Annotated in this window: 13 protein-coding genes; 11 read left to right on the top strand and 2 right to left on the bottom strand. The window is 60.6% G+C overall.

Translation table 11 applies throughout. The annotated features are described in order from the left end of the window. Positions 1 to 12 precede the first annotated feature (12 nt). Together trpE and E5180_RS03005 are read left to right on the top strand one after the other, a co-directional pair. Positions 13 to 1,524 (top strand): anthranilate synthase component I, encoded by a 1,512-nt coding sequence (trpE, locus tag E5180_RS03010; RefSeq protein ID WP_138923097.1) that lies wholly within the window; start codon positions 13 to 15, stop codon positions 1,522 to 1,524. 2 nt (positions 1,525 to 1,526) lie between these two features. Next, positions 1,527 to 2,567, top strand: a complete 1,041-nt coding sequence (locus E5180_RS03005; RefSeq protein ID WP_138923096.1) for a succinylglutamate desuccinylase/aspartoacylase family protein — start codon at positions 1,527 to 1,529, stop codon at positions 2,565 to 2,567. Between the two features lie 51 nt (positions 2,568 to 2,618). Here the strand turns inward: E5180_RS03005 and E5180_RS03000 are convergent, their stop codons facing one another. After that, positions 2,619 to 4,202: a divergent polysaccharide deacetylase family protein gene (locus E5180_RS03000; protein WP_138923095.1), complete on the bottom strand. Its 1,584-nt coding sequence runs from the start codon at positions 4,200 to 4,202 to the stop codon at positions 2,619 to 2,621. 160 nt (positions 4,203 to 4,362) lie between these two features. Here E5180_RS03000 and E5180_RS02995 point away from each other — a divergent pair, with 160 nt between their 5' ends. From E5180_RS02995 to lexA, 7 genes are all read left to right on the top strand, one after another. Continuing rightward, positions 4,363 to 4,944, top strand: coding sequence for an anthranilate synthase component II (locus E5180_RS02995; RefSeq protein WP_138923094.1), 582 nt, complete (start codon positions 4,363 to 4,365; stop codon positions 4,942 to 4,944). Further along, positions 4,941 to 5,960 (top strand): anthranilate phosphoribosyltransferase, encoded by a 1,020-nt coding sequence (gene trpD, locus E5180_RS02990; protein ID WP_138923093.1) that lies wholly within the window; start codon positions 4,941 to 4,943, stop codon positions 5,958 to 5,960. Before E5180_RS02995 ends, trpD begins: the two co-directional genes overlap by 4 nt. Then, a complete protein-coding gene (locus E5180_RS02985) occupies positions 5,957 to 6,625 on the top strand; it encodes a uracil-DNA glycosylase (protein WP_138923092.1) in 669 nt (222 codons plus the stop codon). Before trpD ends, E5180_RS02985 begins: the two co-directional genes overlap by 4 nt. Further along, on the top strand, positions 6,622 to 7,446 hold the full coding sequence (gene trpC / locus E5180_RS02980) for an indole-3-glycerol phosphate synthase TrpC (protein ID WP_138923091.1): 825 nt from the start codon (positions 6,622 to 6,624) through the stop codon (positions 7,444 to 7,446). The genes E5180_RS02985 and trpC overlap by 4 nt, the downstream gene beginning before the upstream one ends. Continuing rightward, positions 7,446 to 7,919 carry a cyclic pyranopterin monophosphate synthase MoaC gene (gene moaC, locus E5180_RS02975; protein ID WP_138923090.1) on the top strand — a complete coding sequence of 158 codons (474 nt, stop codon included), beginning with the start codon at positions 7,446 to 7,448 and terminating at the stop codon, positions 7,917 to 7,919. The genes trpC and moaC overlap by 1 nt, the downstream gene beginning before the upstream one ends. Further along, positions 7,916 to 9,088, top strand: coding sequence for a molybdopterin molybdotransferase MoeA (locus tag E5180_RS02970; protein ID WP_138923089.1), 1,173 nt, complete (start codon positions 7,916 to 7,918; stop codon positions 9,086 to 9,088). The genes moaC and E5180_RS02970 overlap by 4 nt, the downstream gene beginning before the upstream one ends. A gap of 62 nt (positions 9,089 to 9,150) precedes the next feature. After that, positions 9,151 to 9,849 carry a transcriptional repressor LexA gene (gene lexA / locus E5180_RS02965; protein ID WP_138923088.1) on the top strand — a complete coding sequence of 233 codons (699 nt, stop codon included), beginning with the start codon at positions 9,151 to 9,153 and terminating at the stop codon, positions 9,847 to 9,849. Positions 9,850 to 9,852: 3 nt separating this feature from the next. Here the strand turns inward: lexA and E5180_RS02960 are convergent, their stop codons facing one another. Next, a complete protein-coding gene (locus E5180_RS02960) occupies positions 9,853 to 11,898 on the bottom strand; it encodes a ComEC/Rec2 family competence protein (RefSeq protein ID WP_138923087.1) in 2,046 nt (681 codons plus the stop codon). 126 nt (positions 11,899 to 12,024) lie between these two features. Here E5180_RS02960 and gltX point away from each other — a divergent pair, with 126 nt between their 5' ends. Together gltX and gltA are read left to right on the top strand one after the other, a co-directional pair. Further along, positions 12,025 to 13,425 (top strand): glutamate--tRNA ligase, encoded by a 1,401-nt coding sequence (gene gltX, locus E5180_RS02955; protein ID WP_138923086.1) that lies wholly within the window; start codon positions 12,025 to 12,027, stop codon positions 13,423 to 13,425. 114 nt (positions 13,426 to 13,539) lie between these two features. Further along, positions 13,540 to 14,835, top strand: coding sequence for a citrate synthase (gltA, locus tag E5180_RS02950; protein WP_138923085.1), 1,296 nt, complete (start codon positions 13,540 to 13,542; stop codon positions 14,833 to 14,835). Positions 14,836 to 15,131 lie beyond the last annotated feature (296 nt).

The following is a 15,131-nucleotide window of genomic DNA, read 5'->3' as shown; positions in this document are numbered from 1 at the left end:
GGTAGGTCTCCCATGTCGTTGACACCCGATTATGACAGCTTTGCCGCAGGATATGCCGCAGGCAAGAACCAGATCGTTTACACCCGTCTGGCAGCCGATCTGGACACGCCTGTCTCGTTAATGCTGAAACTCACCGGTGCCGCGCAGAACGCCTTTGTGCTGGAATCGGTGACCGGCGGCGAAGTGCGTGGACGCTATTCCATCATCGGCATGAAGCCGGACCTGATCTGGCGCTGTCAGGGCACCACGTCGGCGATCAACCGTGCGGCACGCTATGATGTCGATGCGTTTGCCGACGTCGAAGGCAACCCGCTGGACACGTTGCGCGCAGTGATCGCGGAATCGAAAATCGACCTGCCCGATGACCTGCCGCAAGCCGCTGCCGGTTTGTTCGGGTATCTGGGCTATGACATGATCCGGCTGATCGAACACCTGCCGAATGTGAACCCCGATCCCTTGGGGCTGCCCGATGCAATGATGGTGCGCCCCTCGGTGATTGCGGTACTGGACGGCGTCAAGGGAGAGGTCACCATCGTCTCCCCCGCTTGGGTGTCGGACGGGCAATCGGCCAAGGCCGCCTATGCCCAAGCCGCCGAGCGTGTGATGGATGCGGTGCGCGATCTGGAACGGTCCATGCCCGGCACCAGCCGTGATCTGGGCGAAGCGCACGAAGAAGCGGCCCCCGTCAGCAACTTCACCCGCGACGGCTATAAATCCGCGATCGAGAAAGCCCGTGAATATATCGTGGCAGGCGACATCTTTCAGGTGGTGCCGTCGCAACGGTGGGCGCAAGGGTTCTCGCAGCCGCCGTTCGCGCTCTATCGCAGTTTACGCCGGACCAATCCGTCGCCCTTCATGTTCTATTTCAATTTCGGTGACTTTCACGTCGTCGGGGCCTCGCCCGAAATCCTCGTACGAGTGTTCGGTGACGAGATCACGATCCGTCCCGTCGCGGGCACCCGCCGTCGTGGTGCTACGCCAGAGGAAGACCGCGCCCTCGAGGCCGACTTGCTGGCCGACGAGAAAGAGCTGGCCGAACACTTGATGCTGCTTGATCTGGGCCGCAACGATGTCGGCCGCGTCGCTAAAATCGGCACCGTGCGCCCAACCGAAGAATTCATCGTCGAACGCTATAGCCACGTGATGCATATCGTGTCCAATGTCGTGGGCGAGCTGCGTGAAGACCGCGATGCGCTGGACGCGTTCTTTGCCGGGATGCCCGCGGGCACCGTATCAGGGGCCCCCAAAGTCCGCGCGATGGAGATTATCGACGAGCTTGAGCCCGAGAAACGCGGGCTTTATGGCGGCGGTGTCGGATACTTCAGCGCGGGCGGAGACATGGACATGTGCATCGCGCTTCGGACTGCCGTGATCAAAGATAAAACCCTGTATATTCAAGCCGGTGGTGGTGTTGTCTATGACAGCGATGCCGAGTCCGAATATATGGAAACGGTCCATAAGTCCGATGCAATCCGGCGTGCTGCGGCGGATGCGGCACGGTTTGCGGGCCAAGGGAATAGCTGAGGATGCCGACGCAAGCCCCGTTCGAGATTTCGGGCCAACAAGTCGCGCCCGGCTCTCGTGTGCAGATTGACCTACCGATCTCGATCCTGCCGGACCACACGCCTGTTGGCCTCTCGCTTGAGGTGATCCACGGCAAACGCCCCGGCCCTACGATGTTTGTCAGCGCCGCCGTCCATGGCGACGAGTTGATCGGGGTGGAGATCGTGCGCCGTCTGCTGCGCGCGCCGCAGTTGAAATCGTTGCGGGGCACGCTGCTGGTGATCCCAGTGGTAAACTCCTTTGGCTTTTTGAACCGGTCGCGGTATCTGCCGGACCGTCGCGATCTGAACCGCTGTTTTCCAGGGCATCCGTCGGGGTCATTGGGATCGCGGCTGGCGCATATCTTTTTGAATGACGTGGTGCTGCGCTGTGATTTCGGTATCGATCTACACTCTGCCGCGATCCATCGCACCAACCTGCCGCAGGTGCGTATTTCTCCATCAGACGCCGTAACGCGGCGCATGGCCGCCAGCTTTGCTGCGCCGGTTGTCCTGACCTCTCCGCTGCGCGACGGGTCGCTGCGCGCGGTCGCTGCCGCCAAGGGTACGCCCGTACTGCTGTACGAGGCTGGCGAAGGGCTGCGGTTTGACGAGATGGCTGTGCGGGCGGGCGTTGCGGGCATTCTGCGGGTGATGCATGTCGAAGACATGCTGCCTGCCAAGGGCATTGCCCCCTCGCGCCGCCAGTCACATGTCTGCTCCAGCTCGACCTGGTTGCGCGCGCCGGTCGGTGGCTTGCTGCGCACCTTCCGTGCCGAGGGTGAAACCGTTAAAGAAGGCGACGCTTTGGCAACCGTCTCCGATCCGTTTGGTAAGACCGAAGAAGACATTACCGCCCCCCATGACGGCATCCTAATCGGCCGCGCGATCCTACCTGTGGTGAACGAGGGCGATGCGGTGTTTCATCTGGCCAAGCTGCTGCCAAAGGCCGTGGCGGATACAGTCGAAGACATGATCACCCAGCTGGAAAGCGACCCGCTGTTCGACGAAGACGAGATTATCTAGGTCAATTGAAACGGGCGCAGTGCGTCCGTTTCAATTCCGTTTGCCTCTATGTCACTTTGCCGTGGCGCTTGTCAGAACGGCTGATATCGGTGCCAGCGCGACTTGGCTTGCACGGTCCTGCAATCCCCAGACCAACAACGCCGAGATCGTCTCGGGGCGCATCCGGCCCATCATGATCACCGACCCTTCGATGCCCGCCTTGAATGCGGCCTGATCCAGAAAGCGCCGGATCACGGTGGACGTCTGGCCCTTGCTGTCAAAGTCGCGGAACACCGATGCTGCGGGCACACCCTCTTTGACGGCCAGTTTCGGCATGGTGTTCAACCCTTTATCCTGGGTCACCAGCCCATAACCGCCCTGCCCGAGGATCGCCGTCACCTGATCGGCCGTGGCGCGGTCTGGTTGCAGGCCGGCACCCAAACCTTCAAGCACACCGATCACCTCTGGCAATCGCGAAAAGGCCACCGCCAGCGTGGTTTCGGCATCGCTGGGCTGCGCGCCTTGGGGCAGGTCGACCATCGCCAGCACCTCGAAGCCTTCGTCGCGGTAGATCTTCATGCGGTCTGCCGCGTCTGGCAGGCTGACATCAACCGCAAAGCTTAGAGGGTAGGGAAAGCTGCGTAATGCGGCGATGCCGACCTCGCCTCCCAGAAGATCGCTGCCGACATCCATCAACAGCACGCTCATCAGGGGTTTGTCGTCGGGGTTGGCAAAAGACTGACCGAAACGGGTGATCGCCGGACCTTGCACCGCGGCTTGGGCGTCGGGGGCGACCTGTTCACCTGACTGCGCCGTAGGCAAGCGGTTGATCGTGACGCCTGTATCGCGCTCCGATGTAATCGCCGCTGGCGTTCCAATCGTGGGGCGCCCGTCCGTGCGTTCGTCAGGCGCACCAAAAACGACATCGGCGGGTGTCTCCGTGGGCTGCGCGTCGGGGGCGCTTGGCGCGGTGGCAATGTCGGTATCCGGCGTGGGTGTCGCCGGGGCCGCAATGTCTGCATCGGCCTGTACGCGCGGTGCCGTCTGGGTTTCAATCGCGAGCGTATCCGGTGCGGAGGGCTCCATCGGGGCAAGCGCCATCGGGTTCGGCAGGATCGGATCATCAAGCGCAATGTCCGGTGCCGCCGCATCAGGTAGGGTGACGGACGCTGCAGCGTCAATATCCAGCGCGACCAGCGGTGCAGGTGCGGGTGCAGGTTCAGGCGCTTGTTCTACCTCGGTTTCTGCCATCTTAATCGATTCTGCATCTGGCGCAGCATCGGGGGTGTTCTCTGCTTGAAGTTCCTCGGCAGCAGCAGCCTCGCCCTCGGACACCGCAACGTCCGGTTCATCCCCCTCGGGCACCCCTTCACTCTGCGGTTCAGGCATCGGCTCTGCGACAGGCTCAGGCACTACCACGATCACAACATCGTCAGTGCTTTGCGCCAAATCCTCGGGCGGCGCGACGACCAGTGGCCGAGGTACTTGCGCCGCCTCAGGGGCTTGGGTCGCATTGTCACGATCACCCTCACCGCTTGGCGCAGGTGCGGTCGGCAACGGCGCAGGCCCGATAGGCACCATAAACGAAGCAACCCCAGCCACGCCAACACTGAACACCGCACCAATAAGGATACCGCCAATAAACCCGCGTGACATATTATGATCGCTCCTGTTTTTGTTCCGGTTCGCGCGGCTCTGCCGGCCTGCTGCCCTTGACGATGGGTCTTAACCCTGAACATGTATTAGTGGACATTATACCGTGTTTTTGCGCGGTTCCTCTAGCCCTAAACCCTGCCCCAATACAAAGAATTACCGCATGCTGCTCTTGATCGATAACTACGATAGCTTCACCTACAACCTGGTACACTATCTGGGTGATCTCGGGGCCGAAGTTGAAATCCGCCGCAACGATCAAATCGACGTGCAGGCCGCGATGGCGATGAACCCGTCGGGGATCATCCTGTCCCCCGGTCCGTGCGACCCTGATCAGGCGGGCATCTGTCTGGCGCTGACCGCTGCGGCTGCCGAGACACGCACGCCGCTGTTGGGCGTGTGCCTCGGGCATCAGACGCTTGGTCAGGCATTTGGCGGCAAGGTCGTGCGCGCGGGCGAGATCGTGCACGGCAAAATGGGCATGATGCACCACGAGGGTCAGGGCGTTTTTGCGGGGCTGCCGTCACCCTTTGCAGCGACACGCTATCATTCGCTGATCGTCGAGCGCGCCACCCTGCCCGACTGCCTTGAGGTCACCGCAGAGCTTGAGGATGGTACGATCATGGGCTTGCAGCACCGCAACCTGCCCCTGCATGGCGTGCAGTTTCACCCTGAATCGATCCGTTCGGATCACGGGCACCAGATGCTGCAAAACTTTCTGAACAACGTAAAGGTGCCCGCATGAGCGATGCTCTGAAACCTCTTATCGATGCGGCTGCCAATGGCCCGCTGACGCGCGATCAGGCCGAAGCAGCGTTCCAAATCCTGTTCGAGGGCGAAGCTACCCCAAGCCAGATCGGCGGCTTCCTGATGGCCCTGCGCACCCGCGGCGAAACGGTGGATGAATATGCCGCCGCAGCCTATGTGATGCGCGCCAAATGCCACCCCGTCAACGCACCCGAAGGCGCAATGGACATCGTGGGCACCGGCGGAGATGGCAAGGGCACGCTGAATATCTCTACCGCGACGGCCTTTGTCGTGGCGGGTGCGGGCGTTGTGGTGGCCAAACATGGCAATCGGAACCTGTCGTCGAAATCGGGTGCCGCAGATGCTCTGACCCAGATGGGCCTCAAGGTCATGGTCGGGCCCAAGGTCGTCGAAGCTGCCCTGCGCGATGCCGGCATCGGTTTCATGATGGCGCCGATGCACCATCCCGCGATTGCCCATGTCATGCCCACACGGTCCGAGCTGGGGACCCGTACGATATTCAACATCCTCGGTCCGCTGACCAACCCCGCTGGCGTAAAGCGACAGCTTACCGGTGCCTATCGCCGCGATCTGATCCGCCCGATGGCCGAAACGCTTGGCGCGCTCGGGTCTGAAAAAGCGTGGCTTGTGCATGGGTCTGACGGAACGGACGAGCTGACGATCACGGGTACCAGCTGGGTCGCAGCCCTGAACCCAGACGGCACCATCTCCGAGTTCGAGATCACGCCCGAAGACGCCGGCCTGCCCGTGCATCCGTTCGAAGACATCATTGGCGGCACACCCGAAGAAAACGCACGTGATTTCAACGCACTGCTGGACGGCACCCCCTCGGCCTACCGTGACGCGGTTTTGCTTAATTCGGCAGCGGCACTGGTGGTGGCGGATGCGGCACCAGACCTGAAAGCCGGCGTTGAGATGGCGCGTCACAGCATCGACAGCGGTGCTGCGCGTGACAAAATCACCCAAGTCGCGCGGATCACACAAACCGCATGAGCACGCTCGATCTGTCGCGGCTCGGGGCTTGGCGCGATCTTGCATTTTTTGACGATACCCTGCCGGGGATCGCCACAACGCTCGCTGCGGAAGTGCGCCAAATTTTACCACCGCAACCGCAAATCTTTGCCGCGCTTGAACACACGCAACCCGATGCGGTGCGGGTGGTGATCCTGGGCCAAGACCCCTATCCCACCCCCGGCCATGCCCATGGTTTTGCCTTTTCGGCCCACGCCGACACCAAACCACTGCCCCGCTCGCTGTCCAACATCTTTAAAGAGATGACCGACAACCTCGGGGCCTGTCCGCGCACTGCCGACCTGCGGTTTTGGGCGGATCAGGGCGTGCTGCTGCTGAACACGACGTTGACGGTACCGGCAGGGGATGCAGGCGGCCATGCCAAGCTTGGGTGGCATCTGCTGACGATGCAAATTCTGGACCGCCTGTCGGACCGTCCCCGCGCCTATCTTCTGTGGGGGGCCCATGCGCAAAAGGCAGCACGAAACGTGGACGGCGTAGCGAACCTTAAGCTGGAAACCCCGCACCCTTCGCCGCTGTCTGCACGACGTGGGTTTTTCGGGTCACGCCCGTTCTCGCGCTGCAATGACTGGTTGCACGCCCAAGGCCAAGGCTCCATAAACTGGGCAACCCCGGAGACATCATGACCGATACCAACACTGGCACCATCCTAGACAAGATCAAAGCCTACAAGCTGGAAGAGATCGCCGCCGACAAGGCCGCCAAACCGCTTGAGGCCGTAGAGGCAGAGGCACGAGCAGCTTCGCCCGTGCGCCCCTTTGCCGACGCGCTGTTCGACGCGTCGCGCGAAGGCTACGGACTGATCGCAGAGGTCAAGAAAGCAAGCCCCTCCAAGGGGTTGATCCGCGCCGACTTTGACCCTGCTACCCTGGCTGCTGCCTATGCCGCCGGTGGGGCGACCTGCCTGTCGGTACTGACGGATACGCCCAGTTTCCAAGGGGCAAAAGAGTATCTGGTGGCCGCGCGTGAGGCGTGCACCCTGCCCGTGCTGCGCAAGGATTTCATGTACGATCCCTATCAGGTCGCCGAAGCCCGCGCGCTTGGGGCCGATTGCATTTTGATCATCATGGCATCGGTCAGTGACGCACAGGCCATAGAGCTTGAAGACGCCGCCGCACAATGGGGCATGGACGCGCTGATCGAAGTGCATGACAAGCAAGAGCTGGACCGCGCTGCCGTGCTCAAAAGCCGCATGATGGGGATCAACAACCGCAACCTCAAAACCTTCGAGACATCGCTGGATACCACGTGTCTGCTGTCAAAACATGTGGATGTGGAAAAGATGATCGTGTCTGAAAGCGGGCTGAACACGCCCGGCGATCTGGCCGATATGGCGAAATACGGATCGCGTGTGTTCCTGATTGGGGAAAGCCTGATGCGCCAAGACGATGTAGAGGTCGCAACCCGCAACTTGCTTGCGACGCCGCTGCGTCCGGGGGGCATGTAATGGCGCTTACGCATTTTGACGGCAAGGGCGACGCTCATATGGTCGACGTGTCGGACAAGCCCGTCACATCACGCGTCGCCACCGCAAAAACCCACATCAAGATGCAGCGCGAAACCTTTGATATCATTACCGAAGGTCGCGCAAAGAAAGGTGACGTCATGGGCGTCGCCCGTTTGGCTGGCATCATGGCTGCAAAGCGTACCGCTGACCTGATCCCTCTGTGTCACCCGCTGCCCATCACCAAAGTCTCTGTTGAACTCACGCCGGACCCCGATCTGCCGGGGCTTCAGATCGAAGCGACGGTCAAGACTACCGGCCAGACCGGTGTCGAGATGGAAGCATTGACGGCTGCCTCGGTCACTGCGCTGACCGTCTATGACATGGCCAAGGCCGTGGACAAAGGCATGGAAATCGGCGGTTTGCGCGTCGTACTGAAAGATGGCGGCAAATCCGGCCGGTATGAGGCCGAATGATCTCCGTCAGCGACGCCCTGTCGCACCTCTTTGATCTCGTAGACGCCACCACGGTGGAACAGGTCAGCCTACGACAGGCGGCCGGTCGCGTTCTGGCGACGGACGTCGTTGCAGCCCGCACGCAGCCCCCCTTTGCCGCGTCCTCAATGGACGGCTACGCGCTGCGCCAGACCGAGGTCGAACCAGACGCCATGTTCAAGGTCATCGGCGAAGCCGCCGCAGGCCACCGGTTTGACGGTGTGGTCAAGGCCGGACAAGCCGTGCGTATCTTTACCGGAGCCCCCGTGCCCGAAGGCGCTGATTTCGTTGTTATTCAAGAGGATACAACCCGTCGTGGCGATCTGATCATGCTTGGGCACGACATCGGAGCCAAAACCAACATCCGCCCGGCCGGCGGCGATTTTCACGCAGGCGACACGATGGAAGCCCCGCGTCTGCTGCGCCCCGCTGATATCGCCCTGCTTGCGTCAATGAACGTGGCAACGCTGCCAGTCTATGCCAAGCCCCGCGTGGCGATCATCGCCACCGGGGACGAACTGGTGCAACCAGGCGAGGTGCCAAACCCCGATCAGATCATTGCGTCAAATACCTTTGGCCTTGCCGCTTTGCTGGAACAACACGGTGCGCAGTGTCGCATGATCCCGATCGCCCGCGATACGGTACCATCGTTAACACAAGCCTTTACCATGGCGCAGGATGCCGACCTGATTATCACCATTGGCGGTGCTTCTGTCGGCGATCACGATCTGGTCGCCCCTGTCGCCGCGCAAATGGGGATGGAGCAGTCTTTTTACAAAGTCGCCATGCGCCCCGGCAAGCCTCTGATGGCGGGGCGGTTGTGCGATGTGGCGATGATCGGCCTGCCCGGCAATCCGGTATCAGCTATGGTCTGCGGCGCCGTCTTTGTCGTACCTGTCTTGCATAAAATGCTGGGGCTACCCGCCGTCCCTGCCACCCGTGCTGATATGCCCCTTGGGGTCGATTTACCCGCCAACGGACCGCGTGAACATTACATGCGTGCGATGGTGCGTGACGGGGCGGTTCACCCCGAAAGCAACCAAGACAGTTCGCTGCTGGGTATCCTGTCACGCGCCGACGTGCTGATGGTCCGCCCGCCCGACGACGGCCCACGTCAAGCCGGAGAAACCATTGGTTGTATCCCCCTCTGACTGTTGACACAAAACAGGAACATCTCTAGAACAAACCCCAAATAGAAACGGGGAATGTCCGGATGCTGACCAAAAAACAACTCGATCTGCTGGCCTTTATTCACAAGCGTGTCCAACGCGATGGCGTGCCGCCCAGCTTTGACGAGATGAAAGAAGCACTGGATTTGCGGTCGAAATCCGGCATCCACCGGCTGATCACAGCTTTGGAAGAACGCGGGTTTATCCGCCGCTTGGCGCACCGTGCCCGCGCGATCGAAGTTGTGAAACTGCCCGATACTCTGGGTGGTATGTCCGGTGCCGGCTTTACACCGCGCGTGATTGACGGCGACCGCCCCGACGGACCGCCCCCCTCTGCTGCGCAACCCGTCAGCGCGTCGTCCTTTGATGTGCCGATGATGGGTCGGATCGCCGCTGGTGTCCCGATCGAGGCGATCAGCACCATGACCCAATCGGTCGCCGTCCCAGGCGGCATGATCAGCGGCAGCGGCGAACATTACGCGCTTGAAGTCCAAGGCGATTCCATGATCGACGCTGGCATCAATGATGGTGACGTGGTGATCATCCGCGAAACCTCTGTCGCGGACGATGGCGATATCGTGGTTGCGTTGGTCGAGGATCACGAGGCGACGCTCAAGAAATTCCGCCGCCACGGCAGTTCGGTCGCATTGGAAGCGGCGAACCCCGCGTATGAAACGCGGGTGTTGCCATCGGATAAGGTCAAGGTTCAGGGCCGTTTGGTCGGGTTGATCCGCACCTACTAACGGTTATTTTTCTTCTTTTGACCGCCATGCTGTCCACAATCGCGCGCCCGCCTTTTGGCGGGCCGTTTGCATTGTCACCTGCCCCTTGTTGATCTTTAGTGCAACCGAACCCGTGGCGCGCAGCCTTTCGGGGTCAAATATCTTACATCCGCCTCGAAGCGGTGGGTCAGCCATGACCGAGAGCACCACGATCTGACTGGCCTGACAGTCCCCGAAGGCAGTGCGCGCCCGTTTGCCTGACAGGTGAATGACCTCTGCGCCCCCCAGCTTGAGCCGAGCGCGCCAACGCGCTGCGGCTTGGGCTTGATCCGCACCGTCTCCGTCATTCTCTAGCCAATTGAGCGCCACGAACCCCGCACTTTTCGGCTTGCTGAGCGCCCGCCCTGACGGGGTCATAACACCGACCAGACTGCCGGTATCGGAGATCAAGACAGCAGGTCGGTTTGCACCGTACCAAAGCATAGCCGCGGCGAGGATAGCAGCGAGCCCGGCAAAGCGCATGCGCCCCTGCCAGAGCAATAGCCACAGAAACCCAAGCGAGAGCAGCGGCAACACCCATGGACCGGGGGCTGGCACATGGCCCTGCGCACCATCGATCCCGGCGATCATCTGGGCCACCCCCAAAATCCAGCGCAGACCTGCACCCATGATCCAAAGCGGGGCCCATTCAAGCCCAAGCGGCGCAACGACCAAGCCCATTACTGCGGCCGGCATTACCAAAACCCCCATCAAGGGCACCGACAGCAGGTTCGCAACCAACCCATACTGCGCGACCGTGTTGAAATGTGCAGCCCCGATCGGTGCGGTAAAGGCCCCCGCCACAGCAGAGGAAATCACCGTCGCAACCGCAGGAGCCAGCCATCTTGGCCCCAGCGAAATCCTGGCACTGCGCAGCCAACCGAACACCGCGACCAATCCGGTGGTGGCAGCAAAAGACATCTGGAACCCCGGCCCCGTCAACGCTTCGGGGCGCAGGACCAGCACGATGGTCGCAGCAATTGCGACGGCGCGCAGGGTCAGCGCCCGCCGCCCGATGATCAATGCACCAAGCGCTACGGCGACCATGATAAATGCACGTTCGGTTGCGACATTGCCGCCCGACAGCAACAGATAGCCGCAGGCCGCAATCAGCGCGCCCGCAGCTGCCATGCTGCGCGTCGGCCACCTGAGCGCGACCCACGGCACCAGCGCCAACATCGCGCGCAGCGCCCCGAACACCACGGCGCTCAGCAGCCCCATATGAAGCCCTGAAATTGCCAAAAGATGCGCGAGGTTGCTGGCGCGCAGATCGCGCAACGCGTCTTGGCTAATCGCACTCCGATCACCGGTAGTAATCGCTGTGGCGAACCCGCCTATGTCACCGGGCAGCACGGCTTGGATATGTGCCGACGCCGCCATCCGCAAACGGAACACGGCCAGCCCCCGGTGCCCCTCGGTGGCAGGGCTCGCCGCCAGCAAGGGCGTGCGACTATAGCCGACGGCCCCTAGGCGCGCGAACCAAGCGTGACGCTGAAAATCAAATCCCCCCGGCTCTACTGGTCCACTTGGCGGCGACAGATGCCCTGTTGTCATCACCCTTAATCCCGGTGTGATCGTTGCATCAAAGGCTCTGTCACCGTGCAATGACACGCGCACATGCAGGGGCGTACGCGTTGTCGAGATGCGTTCCAATACCACCTGATCCAGCGTCAGACGTTGCGCGTCAGACTGGCTCCGGTCCAGGGCCACCACCCGCCCTGCGATAGGCCCGTAGTAGCGCCACACCAACACCGGTCCGCCAACCGCATGTGCCCGCCACGCCGCGAGATCAAACCCGATCAAAACCAGCGCAGCGCCCAGAATGACAGGCCCCGCTACCTCGCCCGCCCATACTGCGAGGGCCACCAGCAGTGCAGCACCACCAGCCCCCCACAGCAAAACCGACGCCGAAGGTTCCACGCGCTGCGTGAAATAGGCCCCGATGCCCACGGCCAGACATACGGGCACCCAGCCGATCAGATGCCCGCGCTGCGCGCGCATCGTCTGCGTCCCATAGGACAACAGCCCCATACTTGCCCCCGTTCTCTGCACTGGGTAGATAGTCGGTAACGCTATCTCCAAAGGAGTTAGCAAATGATAAACGGCACCCCGAACGGGCGTTTTCCGTGAACTTCTGCTGCAAAGGATCCTCCGCCCATGACAACGCCCGTCGTTACCCGTTTCGCCCCGTCTCCTACCGGCTATCTACACATTGGCGGCGCACGGACGGCGCTGTTCAGCTGGCTTTATGCGCGCGGACGTGGCGGAAAGTTCCTGCTGCGCATCGAAGACACCGACCGCCAGCGCCACACCCCCGAGGCGACCGCAGCGATTCTGCAGGGCATGGCGTGGCTGGGTCTGGACCATGACGGAGATGTGGTCAGCCAGTTCGAAAACGCGCCCCGCCATGCCGAGGTTGCTTTGCAGCTTCTCGCCGAAGGAAAGGCCTATAAGTGCTTTGCATCGCAGGAAGAAATCGCAGCCTTCCGCGATCAAGCCAAGGCCGAAGGCCGCAGCACATTGTATCAGTCCCCGTGGCGTGATGCCGCGCCCGAGACGCATCCCGACGCCCCTTATGTCGTGCGTATCAAAGCCCCACAAACCGGCCAGACCATTATCCGCGACGCGGTGCAGGGCGATGTGGTAATCGGCAATGATCAGCTTGATGACATGGTTCTGTTACGTTCGGACGGTAGCCCCGTATACATGTTGGCCGTTGTTGTTGATGACCACGACATGGGCGTGACCCATGTTATTCGCGGGGATGATCACCTGAACAATGCCGCGCGTCAGATGATGATTTATAACGCCATGGGTTGGGACGTACCGGTCTGGGCCCACATCCCGCTGATTCACGGCGCAGATGGGAAAAAACTGTCGAAACGTCACGGTGCTTTGGGTGCGCAGGAATATCAGGCCATGGGCTTCCCTGCCGCCGGTATGCGCAATTACCTCGCCCGTCTGGGGTGGAGTCATGGCGACGACGAATTCTTTACCGACGCACAGGCGCAGGACTGGTTCGATCTGGACGGTATCCGCAAAAGCCCCGCGCAGTTCGATCTGAAAAAGCTGGAAAACATCTGTGGTCAGCATATTGCCGCGGCGGATGATGCTGCATTGCGGCACGAGATCGAGGCTTATTTGACCGCCGCCGGGTTGCCCGCGCTCACATCTTCGCAAGCGGACGGGTTGGAGCGGTCCATGTATTGCTTAAAGGAACGCGCGAAGAAATTCCCAGATCTTCTTGAAAAGGCTGAATTTATCCTCGCTGAACGCCCCATTCAACCGGACGAGAAGGCGCAAAAGCATTTGGACAATGTATCCCGTGGTATGCTGACTGAATTGACGCCGCAGTTGCAGAATGTTACTTGGGATAGAGAAATGCTGGAGGAGGCGCTGAACGGCTTTGCTGCCGCTCACGATACCAAATTTGGCAAACTGGCGGGGCCGCTGCGCGCAGCACTCGCCGGGCGGGCGGCAACCCCATCAGTTTTCGATATGATGCTGGTACTTGGGCGCGACGAAAGCCTTGCCCGCTTAAACGATGCAGCTATCTAAAATATGCGAATGCATATTCCTGATATGCACAAAAATAACTGAGGGGCGGACCGTCTCGGTACCACCCCAGTCGACGGCATAACGCGCGTCGATACCACAATAGGAAGGGACTTCATGGCCGAAAGTACAAAATCCGCAACGTTGACCATCGACGGGAACAGCTTTGAACTGCCGATCTATTCCCCATCGGCGGGACCGGATGTTTTGGATATCCGCAAGCTGTTCTCCCAGGCGAATGTCTTTACATATGACCCTGGTTTCACCTCGACGGCGGCCTGCGACAGCACGATCACCTTCATTGACGGAGACGAAGGTGTGTTGCTGCATCGTGGGTATCCGATCGACCAGCTTGCCAGCGAATCCCACTACCTCGAGGTGTGCTATCTGCTGCTGTACGGCGAGCTTCCGTCGGCGACGCAGCTTGAAGAGTTCGAGGCTCTGGTCACCAACCATACCATGATCCACGAGCAAATGATCAACTTCTTCCGCGGCTTCCGCCGTGATGCGCACCCAATGGCGATCATGGTCGGCGTTGTCGGCGCGATGTCTGCCTTCTATCATGACAGCACCGACATCAACGACGCGCACCAGCGTGAAGTGGCGACGATCCGTTTGATTGCAAAAATGCCGACGATTGCCGCGATGGCCTATAAGTACACTATCGGCCAGCCGTTCATCTATCCGCGCAATGATGTGGATTACGCCGGTAACTTCCTGCGCATGTGTTTCGCCGTCCCTGCCGAAGACTATGTGGTTGATCCGATCCTGTCGCGCGCGATGGACCGTATCTTTACCCTGCACGCGGACCACGAACAGAACGCATCGACATCGACCGTGCGTCTGGCATCGTCCTCGGGCGCGAACCCCTTTGCGTGTATCGCAGCGGGTATCGCCTGCCTTTGGGGTCCGGCGCATGGCGGCGCAAACCAGGCCTGTCTGGAAATGCTGAAAGAGATCGGCACGCCGGACCGCATCCCTGAATTCATCGCCCGCGCCAAGGACAAGAACGACCCGTTCCGCCTGATGGGCTTTGGTCACCGCGTCTACAAAAATCACGACCCACGTGCGACCGTGATGAAAGAAAGCGCTGACGAGGTTCTGGAACTGCTGGGCGTGGAAAACAACCCGATCCTGCAGGTTGCCAAAGAACTGGAAAAACAGGCGCTGGAAGATCCGTACTTCGCAGATAAAAAGCTGTTCCCGAACGTCGATTTCTATTCGGGCATCATCCTCGAAGCGATGGGTTTCCCCACGTCCATGTTCACGCCGATCTTTGCACTGGCACGGACCGTTGGCTGGATTTCCCAGTGGAAAGAACAGATCAGCGACCCCCAGTTGAAAATCGGTCGCCCCCGTCAGCTGTATCTTGGCGAGACACCCCGCGACTACGTCGATATCGAAAAGCGCTGATTTCCAGTGTGTTAGATCTTAAATGCCCCGCCCCAACGGCGGGGCGTTTTGCGTTTTGATCAAGGGTACAGGGCGCAGGAACGGCGCAAAGAGAATCGTTTCACTGCGGCACCACCGGGCCAGCGTGATCAAAGCACCTTTTTCGAGCCTACTGTTTCGACAGACTTTTCAACATTTCGAAACCATCGCGCCCGAAATATGACGGTTTTGTATCGTTGTTTCGAAACCGCGCATAATGGGCGAACGTCATTGACCAAGTGTCGCGATCACCCCAAGTTCAGCGTCAGTACATCACA

The sequence above is a fragment of the Sulfitobacter sp. BSw21498 genome (assembly GCF_006064855.1).
Taxonomy (GTDB): domain Bacteria; phylum Pseudomonadota; class Alphaproteobacteria; order Rhodobacterales; family Rhodobacteraceae; genus Sulfitobacter.
Note: the sequence above shows the minus strand (reverse complement) of the source record. Positions and strands in the feature narration are given on the sequence as shown.